Annotated in this window: 10 protein-coding genes; 1 reads left to right on the top strand and 9 read right to left on the bottom strand. The window is 71.5% G+C overall.

Going from position 1 to position 12,914, the window contains the following annotated elements; genetic code table 11:
* Nucleotides 1-133: 133 nt before the first annotated feature.
* Nucleotides 134-1,486, top strand: a complete 1,353-nt coding sequence (locus ACFYYW_RS36075; protein WP_387655681.1) for a serine hydrolase — start codon at nt 134-136, stop codon at nt 1,484-1,486.
* A gap of 9 nt (nt 1,487-1,495) precedes the next feature.
* Here the strand turns inward: ACFYYW_RS36075 and ACFYYW_RS36070 are convergent, their stop codons facing one another.
* From ACFYYW_RS36070 to ACFYYW_RS36030, 9 genes are read right to left on the bottom strand one after another with little or no spacing between them, the layout of a single operon-like run.
* A complete protein-coding gene (locus ACFYYW_RS36070; protein ID WP_364412455.1) occupies nt 1,496-3,034 on the bottom strand; it encodes a glycogen debranching protein in 1,539 nt (512 codons plus the stop codon).
* Complete coding sequence (locus tag ACFYYW_RS36065) at nt 3,035-3,856, bottom strand: carbohydrate ABC transporter permease (RefSeq protein ID WP_387655678.1); 822 nt, start codon at nt 3,854-3,856, stop codon at nt 3,035-3,037.
* A 10-nt stretch (nt 3,857-3,866) separates the two neighbouring features.
* Nucleotides 3,867-4,796: a carbohydrate ABC transporter permease gene (locus tag ACFYYW_RS36060; protein WP_387655675.1), complete on the bottom strand. Its 930-nt coding sequence runs from the start codon at nt 4,794-4,796 to the stop codon at nt 3,867-3,869.
* A 3-nt stretch (nt 4,797-4,799) separates the two neighbouring features.
* Nucleotides 4,800-6,089, bottom strand: a complete 1,290-nt coding sequence (locus tag ACFYYW_RS36055) for an extracellular solute-binding protein (RefSeq protein WP_387655672.1) — start codon at nt 6,087-6,089, stop codon at nt 4,800-4,802.
* Nucleotides 6,090-6,123: 34 nt separating this feature from the next.
* The gene (locus tag ACFYYW_RS36050; RefSeq protein WP_352326115.1) at nt 6,124-6,879 is read right to left on the bottom strand and encodes an SDR family NAD(P)-dependent oxidoreductase; all 756 of its coding nucleotides are present in this window, start codon (nt 6,877-6,879) and stop codon (nt 6,124-6,126) included.
* A complete protein-coding gene (locus tag ACFYYW_RS36045) occupies nt 6,876-8,078 on the bottom strand; it encodes an ATP-NAD kinase family protein (protein WP_387655669.1) in 1,203 nt (400 codons plus the stop codon). The genes ACFYYW_RS36050 and ACFYYW_RS36045 overlap by 4 nt, the downstream gene beginning before the upstream one ends.
* A 3-nt stretch (nt 8,079-8,081) precedes the next feature.
* A complete protein-coding gene (gene gcvPB / locus ACFYYW_RS36040; protein ID WP_352326113.1) occupies nt 8,082-9,638 on the bottom strand; it encodes an aminomethyl-transferring glycine dehydrogenase subunit GcvPB in 1,557 nt (518 codons plus the stop codon).
* Nucleotides 9,635-10,966, bottom strand: a complete 1,332-nt coding sequence (gene gcvPA / locus ACFYYW_RS36035; RefSeq protein ID WP_387655666.1) for an aminomethyl-transferring glycine dehydrogenase subunit GcvPA — start codon at nt 10,964-10,966, stop codon at nt 9,635-9,637. The genes gcvPB and gcvPA overlap by 4 nt, the downstream gene beginning before the upstream one ends.
* On the bottom strand, nt 10,963-12,909 hold the full coding sequence (locus tag ACFYYW_RS36030; protein ID WP_352326110.1) for a beta-galactosidase: 1,947 nt from the start codon (nt 12,907-12,909) through the stop codon (nt 10,963-10,965). Before ACFYYW_RS36030 ends, gcvPA begins: the two co-directional genes overlap by 4 nt.
* Between the last annotated feature and the right edge of the window lie 5 nt (nt 12,910-12,914).

Here is a 12,914-nt window from a genome sequence, read left to right as displayed (position 1 = left end):
GGACCACCATCGTCAAGGGGAACCGAAAGGGCGTCTATGAGGTTAACCGCACATTCCGTACGGACAGCCCCACCTGCCGGAACGGCGGCCCGTATGGTGGGCGCGGGCCCGCCCGCGGCTGTTGGCTGGGCACATGTCTCACTACAGGTTCCCCGCACTGGCCACGGCCGTCATGGCCGCGGCGGTCACGGCCTGCGCGACGCAGCCCGTGCCCGCCCTGGCCACCGTCACGGCTTCCCCCGCTGCCTCCCCGACGGCGAGCGCCGCGGCCGAGATCCCCGACACCCCCGTCGGCCGGCAGCTCCGCTGGCTGCTGGAGGCGGTCACCCGGCTGCCCGTGGGCGACGCCGAGCTGGCCGGGCACTTCGCGCCGGACTTCCTCGCCCAGATCCCTCCGGCGCAGCTCAACCAGGCGCTGGCCGGGTTCGAGGACATGCGGCTGGACCGGCTGGACCAGGCCCAGGAACGGTCGTTGTCGGCGACCGTCACGGCGGCCGGCAAGGCGTTCACCCTCGCGCTCGGGGTGGACGGCGCCGGGAAGGTCGACTACATCGAGTTCACCGGCGTCGCGCCGGCCAGTTGGTCGGAGCTGGACCAGCGGCTGCGCCAGGCCGCGCCGCGGGCCGGCTTCCTGGCCGCCGAGCTGACCGGCGACGGCCGCTGCCGCCCGGTCCACGCGGTGGCCGGCGAGAAGACCTTCCCGCTCGGCTCGATGTTCAAGCTGTACGTGCTGGGCGCGGTGGCCGAGCGCATCAGGAGCGGCGCGTTCGGCTGGGACACCGAGCTGACGATCAAACCCGAGCTGAAGAGCCTGCCGAGCGGCGAGCTCCAGGACCGCCCGGACAACAGCAAGGTGACGGTGCTGGAGGCGGCCCGGCTGATGATCTCCATCAGCGACAACACCGCCACCGACCTGCTGATCCACCAGGCCGGTCGCAAGGCGGTCGAGCGGGTCGTGCGCTCGTGGGGCGGCGACCGGCGCAACGTGCCGTTCCTGACGACCCGGGAGCTGTTCGTGCTCAAGGGCGCCGACTACCCGCGGCACGCCAAGCGGTACCTGTCGCTCGGCACGTCGGCGCGCCGCGGCTACCTGGCCGGGGTCGTGGACAAGGTGCCGCTGTCGAAGGTGCGGCCGTGGGCCGAGCCGCGCGAGCTGGACCGGCTGGAGTGGTTCGCCACGCCCGCCCAGGTCTGCCGCGCCTACAGCGGCCTGGCCCGGCTGAAGGACCCCCGCGTCGGCGAGGTGTTGTCGATCACCGACGCGGGGCTGCGGCTGGACAGGAACCAGTGGCCCGTCGTGTGGCACAAGGGCGGCTCGGAGCCTGGCCTGCTGGCCATGAGCTTCCTCGCCCGTACGGCCGCCGGCCGGACGTACGTGGTGTCCACGACGGCCGTGAACCCGGACGCCCCCTTCCAGCAGGGCCCGGTGGCCCAGGAGCTGCTGGTGCTGACGCGGGGGGCGTTCGGGCTGGTCAAGTCCTCGTAGCGGGCGCTCTCAGAGGGCGGCGTGGGCGAGGTCGACGAACAGGGCCGAGGACCAGCCGAAGCCGGTCGTGGCGCGGCCCGCCCGCCGTCCCGTGAGGGGGTTCCAGTACTCGTACAGGCCGCCGCCGTCGCGCACCATGGCCAGGGTGCGGGCGGCGAGCTCGGCGGCGACGTCCGGGTGGCCCGAGCGGCGCAGGCCGTCGATCAGCAGGTAGTTGACGTTCAGCCAGACCGGGCCGCGCCACATGGCGTCGGGGTCGAAGCGCGGGTCGTCGAAGGCCACCGTCGGGACCGGCCGCTCGCCCCAGAAGGCGGGCGAGGTCAGGTCCTGGACCAGCCGGTCGGCGATCCCGGCCGGGAGGCGGCCGGTGAGCAGCGGCATGAGGTCGAGCGGCGTGCGCACGTCGGCGTCGGCCGCGCCGGCGACCTTGGTGACGAAGCGGCGGCCGTTCCAGCGGCGTTCGACCATGCGGTCCACCAGTGCCTGGGCCCTGGCCCGCCACTCGCCGGCGTCCTTGCCGAGCGCGGCGGCGATGTCACCCAGGCGGTCGTACTGCAGGGCCAGGTAGGAGTTGAGGTCCGGGGGCTCGGCGCGCGGGCCGCCGTCCCAGATGGGGCTGTCGTCCAGGCCCGAGGAGTACGGGTGCAGGTACTCGGCCAGGCCGTCGCCGTCCGGGTCGGAGTGGGCGAACCACCACTGCTGGGACCTGACCAGCGGCTCGTAGACCTCGGCCAGGAAGCCCGGGTCGGGGTCCACCTCGTGGATCTTCCACACCGCCCAGGCGGTCAGCGGCGGCTTGGTGACGGGCACGACGTGCCGGATCGGCTCGCCGCCGACGTGCTGGGCCAGCCGGGCCAGGTCGGAGCGGGGCAGGTCGGTGGTCTCGGCGAGCACGCCGTGGTCGTGCACGACGTCCGGGATCAGGCCGTCGGGGCGCTGGTTGTCGAGCAGGATGCGGATCTGCTCCCTGGCCAGGGCGGGGTCGGCGTGCCGCAGGGCGATGGCGTGGAAGTAGGAGTCCCAGTTCCACAGGCCGACGTAGCCGTACTTGGAGGGGATGAGGGATTCCCTGCCCTGGATGCGCACCAGGTTGACGGCCAGCGTCCACCAGGCCTGCTCGGCGCGTTCGCGCAGCTCGCCGGGGACGGCGGGCATCCGGGCGAACCAGGCGGCCCAGCGTTCGGCGGCCTCGGCCAGCACCTTCGCGCCGTCGGTGACGGTCCGCTCGCCGGCCAGGGTGAGGCAGCCGTCCACGGCGGCCTCGCCGCCGTCCCAGACGGCCCTGGCGCCCTCGCCGACCGCGACGAGGGTGTCGGGGTCGGCGAAGGCCAGGGTCACGTCACCGTCGAACTCCACCCGGTGGGGCAGGGCCCGGCGTACGCGCAGTTCCCGGGAACCGGCGTAGAACCGCAGCCCGGCGCGGACGGTCGTGTCGTCGAGCCGGGTCTCGTAGAGCGCCTCGGCGACGCGCAGCGAGCCGTCGTCGGCCGCCATGACGAGCAGCCGCGAGCCGCGCTCGGTGAAGGGACGTTCGCGCAGGTCCAGCACTTACTTTCCTCCCAGGCCGGAGGCGGCCATCGAGTTGATGATCTTCCGCTGCCCGATCAGGAACGCGATCAGCGTCGGCACCACGGCGATCGCCGAGGCCGCCAGGATCTGCCCGTAGTCGGTCGCGCCGTGCTGCTGGGCGAACTGGCTGAGCAGCAGCGGGACGGTGGCCAGCTCCGGCGTGTTCAGGAAGATCAGCGGGAACAGGAACGAGTTCCAGGACGCCAGGAACACGATGATGCCGAGCGCGCCGAGACCGGGCCGGATGTTGGGCAGGACGATGCTCCAGAAGCACCGCCACCGGCCCGCGCCGTCGATCCTGGCCGCCTCCTCCAGCTCGATCGGCACCGCCCTGATGAACTGGCGCAGCAGGAACACCGCGAACGGGTTCGCGATCGTCGGGACGATCAGCGACAGGTGCGAGTCGATCCAGCCGAACCTGGCCAGCATCAGGTAGAGCGGCACGATCGTCACCTGCGACGGCACCATCTGCGTGGCCAGGAACAGCACGAACAGCACGCCCGAGCCCCTGAACCTGATCCGGGCGAAGGCGTAGGCGGCCATGGCCGAGGTGAGCAGGGTGAGCACCACGTTGAGGGCGGCGATGTAGAAGCTGTTCCAGTACGCCAGCCCGAACGGCATGGTCGACAGCGCGTCCGGATAGTTCTGCCAGGTCCAGGGGTCGGGCAGCCAGGCGGTCGGGTCGTTGATCATCTGCCGCACGCCCTTGGCGGAGGTGAACAACATCCACACGAACGGGAACAACATCAGCAGCCCGCCGACCGTGAGCGCGGCGTGCAGTCCGATCTGCCGTGATCTCATGCGTACCGCCTCACGAGTCGTAGTGGACGAAGCGCTTCTGCGCGGCGAACTGGACCAGCGTCACGAGCAGCGTCAGCACCAGCAGGATCAGGGCGGCCGCGCTGCTCGGCCCGAACTCGAACTTCTTGAAGCCGAGGTCGAAGATGTGGTACACGATCGTGCGCGCGCCCTCGTTGTCCTTGGGGTCCACCAGCACGTAGATCTGGTCGAACGCCTGGAACGAGCTGATCACCGCGACCACGCTGGAGAAGAAGATCGTCGGCGACAGCAGCGGCAGCGTGACCGACCGGAAGATCCGGAAGGAGCTCGCGCCGTCGATCCGGGCGGCCTCGACGACCTGCGGCGGGATGGTCTGCAGCCCGGCCATGAAGATCACCACGTTGAGGCCGAGCGAGGACCAGATCGTCACCACGGCGATCGCCACGATGACCCAGCCCGGGTCGAGCAGCCAGTCGGGGCCGCTGACGCCGAACCAGCGCTGCAGCGAGGTGTTCAGCACGCCGTTCTCGTCGCCGGCCAGGATGACCTGCCACATCAGGGCGACGGCCACCGAGCTGGTGACGACCGGCATGAAGTACACGACCCGGTAGACGTTGCTGCCCTTGATGCTGTTCAGGGCCACCGCGATCAGCACCGCCAGGGCCAGCCCGAAGGGCACGGTCAGCAGCGCCAGCTTGACCGTGTTCCACACCGCGCGGCCGAACAGCGGGTCGGTGAGCTGGGCGGCGAAGTTGGACAGCCCGGCCCACGACTTCTCGCCGAGCCCGTCCCAGTTCATGAAGGCCAGCACCACGGCGAACCCGAGCGGGATCACCAGGAACACCACCAGCGCGCCGACCTGCGGCGCGAGGAAGATCGCGGCCCACCAGCCGTCGCGGTCGCGCAGCTTCTTGGCGGGCCGCGCGGCGGTCTTGCCGCGCGGCCCGGCGAGCACGGCCATCCGCTAGCCCAGCTTGCCGTCGACGAGGGTCTGCAGCTCGGTCATGCCCTGCTCGAAGCCGAGCTTGCCCTGCCAGACCTTCATCAGGTGCTCGTTGATCGAGGCGGTCAGGCCGGGCACCGCGACCTCTTCGGGGTAGTTCGCGAAGCCGGTGTCCCGCACGTCGAGGAACGTCTGGGCGTGCGCGGGGTAGTTGCCGGCCAGCACGACCTGCTCGGCGCCCTTGATCGAGGGCACCGCGCCGCCGTCCTTGAGCCGCAGGAGCTGGCCCTCCTTGCTGACGAACTCCGTCAGGAAGGTGAAGGCCTCCTTGGGCTGCTTGGTGCCCTTGTTGAGCGACAGGTAGGAGGCCGCCACGGCGCCGGGCATCGGCTCGCCGGTCTCGGACGGGAACGGGACGATGTCGTAGTTGTCCAGCTCACCGCCCTTCTTGACGATGTCGATCACCCAGCGGCCGCCGGCGTAGAAGCCGACCTTGTGCTTGATGAGCTGGGTGTTCCCGCTGTTGCTCGCGGGCTGCAGGTCCGCGCTCAGGAACGTCTTGTCCTGGTAGCCCTTGGCCAGGGTCTCCAGCGCCTTGCGGGACTTGGGGTCGGTGGTGGCGACGAACTTGCCGCCGTCCCAGACCTTGCCGCCGAAGCCGGAGATGACCGAGTACGTGGATCCGTACCAGTTCCAGTAGACGGACCCGCCCAGGCCCGCGGCCTTGAGCTTGGCGTTCATGTCCAGGTACTTGGCCATGGTCCACTGCTTGGAGGCGTTGAGGGTGGCCGGGTCCTCGGTGATGCCGGCGGCCTTCAGTGCCTTCTTGTCGTACCAGAGGACCTCGGGGTTGGTGTCGTTCGGGACGCCGTAGATCTTGCCGTCCTTCTTGGCGCCGCCGTACACGCCCTCGAAGAAGTCCTCGGGCTTGCTCTTGGAGTCCGGGCCCGCGAGCTGGTCGTTGAGCGGCGAGACGACACCGGCGGAGACGAACTTGCCGATGTTGTCGTCGCCCACGAAGAACACGTCGGGGGCCGTGCCGCTGGTGAGCTGGGCGAGCAGTTTGGGGTGGTAGTCCTCGTACTTGGCGACGGACTCCAGCTTGAGCTTGATGTTGGGGTGACGCTGCTCGAAGTCCTTGGTGAAGGACTCGTAGAGCTTGACGTCCTCCGCCGATCCCCACGTGGACCAGCGGATGGTGACCTGCCCTGCGGCGGCGTTCCCGCTCACGCCTGGAACGTTCCCTCCACCGCCGCTGCAGGCGGTGGCGGCGGTGGCGAGCAGACCCAGTACGGCCAGCGCACGCTTCATGATGGGCTCCTTCGGGGGGTGGTGCTGTTGGGGGCTACGCGAGCCCGCCGCCGTCGACGACGAGAGCGGAACCGGTGACGTAACTGGCGGCGTCGCTCGCCAGGAAGAGGACGGCCTGGGCGATCTCCTCGGGGCTGCCCGAGCGGCCCATCGGCCGGTCGGCGGCGTCGGCCTCGAAGGCGGCCCAGTCCTCGTTGAGCTGACGGGCCTCGTCCCGCAGCATCGGGGTGTTCGTGTCGCCGGGGTTGACGGAGTTCACCCGGATCCCGGCTTTGGCGTGGTCGATCGCCAGCGCCCTGGTCATGTTGACGACGGCCGCCTTGGAGGCGCAGTAGGAGATCGCGTTCCCACCGCCCTTGAGGCCCCAGCCGGAGCCCGTGTTGACGATCGAGCCGCCCTCGGTCATGAGCGGGATGGCGTGCTTGCACATCAGGAACACCGAGCGCACGTTGACCGCCATCACCCGGTCCCACTCGTCGGCGTCGAGGTCGAGCGCGGTGGTGCGGCGGATGATGCCCGCGTTGTTGAACAGGACGTGCAGGCCGCCGTAGGTGTCCACGGCCGTGCGGGTGATGCGCCGGCAGTCCTCCTCCGCGGACACGTCCCCCTGGACGGCCACCGCGGCCGCACCCGTCCGCGTGATCTCCTTGGCCGTCGCCTCGGCCCCGGCGCCGTCGATGTCGGCGACGACGACCTGGGCGCCCGCCTCGGCGAAGAGCAACGCCGTCGCCCGGCCGATGCCGGAGGCACCGCCGGTGACGATCGCGACCTTGCCATCGAGCCTGTTCATCCGTAGAACTCCTCACTTGCCGCACAAATGCGATAAATCGTGCTTTCGCGGTATCCGGTGATCACCCGTACGTGCCCGGCCAGCTTCCGGTCCAGTTCCTGGTCCCCGCTGTCGGCCAGCAGCGGCCGTCCGCCGAGCCCGGCCAGCTTCTGCTGGGTGGCCAGCACGACCAGCCGGTCGCCGTCACCGGGGACACCGCCGAGCACCTCGTCCAGCACCCGCGGCGAGACCTGCTGGTTGCCGCGGCCGAGCACGAAGCCCTGGCCGCCGATCACCGACAGCACGATGACCGTCTCCCGGCCGCGTACCAGCTCGAACAGCTCCCCCTCGGTCACGTCGGCGGCCACCAGGTCGGCGCCACCGCCCGCGCGGGCCTCGATCACGTCCACGCCGAGCAGCGTGGTGGCGAGCCCGAGCTCCCTGCCCACGGCCGCCGTGGTGGCGCCGGGACCGAGCACGTAGCGCGCCCCCGGCCGCAGCCGGGCCGCGACCTCCCGGGCGATGCCCTCGACCGTGGCCGGAACCGCGTCCGAGGAGCCCGCCTTGCGCCCCGACAGGGCCGCGCGACCTGCCGGGACGCGCAGGCTACCGTAGAGCCGGGGGCTGACGAGCCCGCGGCGGTAGCGCTCCTCGTCGAGGTCCACCACCTCGGCCTCGACGCTGTCCGGCCGGGCCAGGAAGTCGGCGGCCACGAACCCGGCGGTGGCCGGGCTGAGCGCGAAGCACCCCGAGTACACCTTGACCCCGGCCGGGATCCCGAGCACCGGCGGCGCCTGGCCGCCCAGCTCCCGCACGGCGTCGAGCACGTCGCGGGCCGTGCCGTCGCCGCCGGCGAACAGCAGCAGGTCCACGCCGGCGAGCGCGGCGACGGCCGCCCGGGTGTCCGCGGCCGTGGTCGTGGCCGTGCTCACGTCGTTGTCCTGGACGCCGGAGGGCGCCAGCTCGTACGGGACCGCGGCGGCGCGGGCGCTGTCCTCGCCCATCGCCCCCGCCACGGTCACCAGCCGGGCCCCGGGACGGCGGGCCAGCAGCGTGGCGACGGCCTGCGCGGCCCGCCGCCCGGCCTTGGGCTCGGCGCCCTTGGCCAGGGCCGCGCGCTGCACGTCGGCGCCGTCACTGCCCTTGAGCCCCACGGACCCGCCCAGCCCGGCGACCGGGTTGACGACCAGCCCGATCACGCCGTTCCCTCCGGACGTCATGGCTCAGCCGCCCGCGGCCAGGTGCTTGCGCACGTACGCCCGCCAGGTCGGCGCCCACTGCTTGGGGTCGTCGAGCGGCGTCGGGTCGATCTTGTGGATCGTCTGGTTGTACGGCGCGCCCTTGACGAACTCCGGATCCCGCCGCGCCTCCGAGGCGACGTGCTCCAGGATCGCCGCGTACTCGTCCAGGTCCTCCCGCGAGTACGACTCCGTCGGCTCCAGCGTGAACGGCTCCGGCACCAGGTACGGGTGGTGGCTGGTCCAGTAGTGGACGCCGAAGTCGGCGGCGCGCACGCCGATCTCCTCCGAGTGCACCCCCGTCTCCTCCGACAGCTCCTGCCAGGAGTAGCGGACCTGCTCGATCCGGCGCTGGTTCCACGGCGCCGAGGCCCCGGGGATCTGCAGCACCTTGTGCATCAGGTAGTTGTTGTTCAGCGCCGCCGTCTCGGCCACCTCGCGCAGCCCCTTCGCGCCCAGGGTCATGATCCAGGCGTAGGCGCGCACGATGTTCGGGGTGACGCCGAGGAACGGCCGGATCTTGCCGACGCTCTGCGCGGGCGTCTCCAGGCCGTAGGAGTCGCCGTCGAAGGAGACGACCGGGCCGGGCAGGAACGGCTCCAGCTCCGGCGAGACGCCGCAGGCGCCGGCCGCCGGGCCGCCGCAGGCGTGCGGCGTGGAGAACGTCTTGTGCAGGTTGAAGTGGCACAGGTCGAACCCGGCGTCGCGGGCCCTGGTGATGCCGAGGATGCCGTTGGCGTTGGCCTGGTCGTAGCAGGCCAGGCCGCCGACCTCGTGCACCAGGTCCACGAACTCCTTGATCCGGGAGTTGTAGATGCCGGTGTCCTCGGGGTTGGTGATCATCAGGGCGGCCGTGCGCGGGCCGACGGCGGCGCGCAGCGCCTCGATGTCGGGCAGGCCGTTGGCGTCCGGCATGAGGGTGATGACCTCGTACCCGGCGACCTTGGCGCAGGCCGCGTTCGAGGGGTGCGAGAACATCGTGGTGATGACCTGGTCCCGGTGGCCCTCGCCGCGGGCGGCGTGGTAGGCCCTGATCATGGCGATGTTGGCGTAGATGGCCGCCGAGCCCGAGCCGGGCTGGAGGGACACCCGCGACATGCCGGAGATCTCGGCCAGCATGCGCTCCAGCCGCCAGTAGATCTCCAGCACGCCCTGCACGGTGTCCTCGTGCTGCAGCGGGTGCAGCTCGGCGATCGCGTTGGCGAACTGGTCGTTGACCTTCGGGCTGTACTTCATCGTGCAGGTGCCCTGGCCGATGTCGATGTTGAGGTCGACGCCCAGGTTCTCCTGCGACAGCCGCAGGTAGTGCCGCACCACGTGCGGCTGCGACATCTCGGGCAGCTTCGGCGGGGTGGCCCGCCCGACGCCCTCGGGCAGCTCGACCTTCGGCGCGCCCGGCTCGGGCACGGCTATGCCGCGGCGGCCGGGGCTGGACAGCTCGAAGATGATCGGCTCGTCCCAGCGTGCCTGGTGGAAGCGGCGCAGCGGCGGCTTGGGCGCCACCGGCAGCTCCGCGAAGGACTCGGCTCCGTGCCCGCTCATGCCTGCACAACCTCCTGTACGGCTGCCGCGAGCCGGTCGATGTCGTCGATGGTGTGGCGTTCGGTCACGCAGACCAGCACCGTGCGCTCGTCCAGCGGGACGCCGCCGTAGATGCCGCGCTCGCGCAGCGCGGCGAGCAGCGACGCGGAGTCGGCCACCTCGATCGCGAACTCGCGGAAGTGCACCGAGCCGGCGTGCCGGACGGTGACCGACCGGCCCAGGGCGTCCATCGCGTACCGGGTGCGGGCCAGGACGGTCTCGCCGAGCTCCTTCATGCCCTGCGGGCCCATGAGCGCGAGGTAGACCCCGGCCGTGATGCCCCACAGGGCCGCGGCCGTGCCCACCCACTCCTTGCCCTCTTCGCGCAGGGCGAAGGAGGTGCGGTCGTAGAAGACGTCGCCGAAGCCGTACTCGCCGGGGACCTTCGTCGGGGCGATGCCGAACAGGCGCGAGGGGAACTCGGCGACCAGCGGCTCGTGGTCCTGGGTGGCGATGTAGCCGGCGTGGCCGCCGCCGTAGTTCTGGTGGATGCCGAGCGACTGGATGTCGCCGCAGACGATGTCGGCGCCGTAGGAGGCCGGCGGGGCCAGCACGCCCAGGGAGATGGGGTCGGCGCTGACGACCAGCAGCGCGCCGGCGGCGTGCGCGTGGTCGGCCAGCTCCCGGCCACGGGTCTCGACGACGCCGTAGACGTTCGGGGTCTCGAGGTACAGGGCGGCGTAGGAGTCGTCGAGCGCGACCTCGCCGATCTGCCCGTCCTCGGCCACCGGGGCGAGCTCGATGGTGATGTCGGGGGCCAGGAAGTCACGCAGCTTGCTCAGCTTGTCGGCGCCGATCGCCCCGGTGACCAGCACCTTCGACCGCTTGGTGTAGCGGCAGGCCATGCGCAGCGCGGTGCCCGAGGCCTGGAAGCCGTCGTAGGTGGGGACGTTGACGACGTCCATCTCCAGGAGCTCGCCCATCATGCTGACGTACTCGAACAGGGCCTGGAAGCGGCCGTGGTCCTCGTACGGCTCGCCCGCGTACGCGGTCAGGAACTCGCTCCTGGAGTTGACCTCGTCGCAGACGGCGGGCACGTGGTGCGGGTAGCAGCCGTGGCCGAGGAAGCTGAGCGCCTCCTCGGTGTCGGTGGTCCGGGCGAACAGCCCCTTCATGTGGCGCACCAGGTCGCGCTCGGCGGTGAACGGCGCCGGCAGGTCGAGGGGCCGGTCGAGCCGCAGCTCGGCGGGGATGTCGGCGTAGAACTCGTCGACGCTCGACGCGCCGACCGCCGCGAGCATCTCGGCTCGTACGCCCGGCTCGGCGTTGGGTATGTACGGGTGCGTCACTTGTCTCCTTCGATCCTGAGCACGACGGCGTCGCGCGGGGCCAGCTCGATGCCGCCCCGCAGTTCGGCCCCGGTGAGCAGGTCCGTCCCCGGGTGCGGGAGCGTGACCGGCTGCGGGGCGGTGGTGTGGTTGAGGAGGAACAGGTGGCCGCCCCTCCTGACGGCCTCCACGCCCTGCGGCACGTCGATGCGGTCGATGCCGTCCAGCAGCGGCTCCAGCACCGGCGTCACGTCGTCGAGCAGGCAGCCGACGTAGGTGGCCGTGCCCTTGCGGGTGACGGCGGGCAGGCCGTCCAGGTCGCCGCCCTCGAACAGGGCGACGGGCTCGGCGCCCTCCAGCCTGATCCACTCGGCCCAGGTGCGGGCCTCGCCCAGGCCGGTGCGCTGGACGTCCCCGTCGGCGAGCGGCCAGAACTCCTCCACGGCGATGCCGAGCAGGCCGGCCAGCGGGCCGGGCGCGCCGCCCTCGTGCACCTGGTCGCTCTCGTCCACGACGCCGCTGAACGGGCCCACGACGAGCCTGCCCTGGTAGGCCTCCAGCGCCTTGGCCTGCTCGGCGGTGCACATGTACAGGTTCGGGGCGATGACCAGCTCGTACGGCGACAGGTCCCGGCCGGGCGGCACGAGGTCGACCGCGATGCCCCTGGCGTGCAGCGGGGCGTACCAGGCCAGCAGCAGTTCCTTGAGCCTGAGCCGGTTGGACGGCATGGACTCCGGCGCCTCCAGGGCCCACCAGCTCGGCCAGTCGAGCACCAGCGCGACCTGGGCGCGGGTCTCACTGCCCGCGACCTCCGACAGCCGCCGCAGGTCGGCGCCGAGCGCCAGGGTGTCCCGCCAGCCGCGGGTACGCGTCCCGCCGTGCGGCAACATCGCCGAGTGGAACTTCTCGGGGCCGTACTTGGCCTGCCGCCACTGGAAGAACATCACGCCGTCGGAGCCGTGGGCGAGCGCCTGGAGGCTGTGCAGGCGCATCATGCCGGGCGGCTTGGGGACGTTCACCTCGCGCCAGGACACCGCGGACGGCGCGGACTCCAGCAGCAGCCACGGCTTCTGCCGCAGCGAGCGCATGAGGTCGTAGCTGAGCGCCACCTGCACGTGCGAGGTCGGGTCGGCCGGGTCGGGGTAGGCGTCGTCGCTCACCAGGTCCTCGGCCGCGGCCCACTTCCAGTAGTCGAGGCCGTGCAGGATGCTCATGAAGTTCGTGGTGACCGGCACGTCCGGCGTGATCGCGCGCAGCGCCGCCTTCTCGGCCAGGAACAGCTCCAGGAGGGCGTCGCTGCAGAACCGCCGCCAGTCGAGCAGCTGGGCGGGGTTGACCGGGCCCGGGGCCGTCCTGGGCGGCTCGACCTGGCCGAAGGACGTGTAGTGCTGGCCCCAGCAGGAGGTGCCCCAGGCGGCGTTGAGGCCGCCGACGGTCGTGTACCGCTCTTCCAGCCAGCGGCGGAAGTGGGCGGCGGACTCGGGGCAGAAGCACTCCAGCGTGTGGTCGGCGTACTCGTTGCCGATGTGCCACATGGCCAGCGCCGGGTGGTCGCCGTAGCGCTCGGCCATCGCGGTGGCCATCCGTACGGCGTGCTCGCGGTAGACCGGCGAGCTCGGGCAGTAGCCCTGCCGGGAGCCGAACTCCAGCCGCACGCCGTCGGCGTTGACCGGCATCATCTCGGGGTGCTCGCGCACCAGCCACGGCGGCGGCGTCGCGGTCGCGGTGGCCAGGTCGGCGGCGATGCCGTGCTCGTGCAGCAGGTCGATGACCCGGTCGAGCCAGCCGAAGTCGTAGACCCCGCGCTCGGGCTCCAGGCGCGACCAGGAGAACACCGCGACGGTCGCCATGTTGACCCCGGCCTCGGCCATGAGCCGCGCGTCCTCGGCCCACACCTCCTCCGGCCACTGCTCGGGGTTGTAGTCCCCGCCGAACAGCAGCCCCGGTATCCGGGTCAGCCCCACTCGAA

The organism is Nonomuraea sp. NPDC001831, assembly GCF_042892035.1.
Lineage (GTDB): Bacteria > Actinomycetota > Actinomycetes > Streptosporangiales > Streptosporangiaceae > Nonomuraea.
This window is presented reverse-complemented; position numbering and strand designations above follow the sequence as displayed.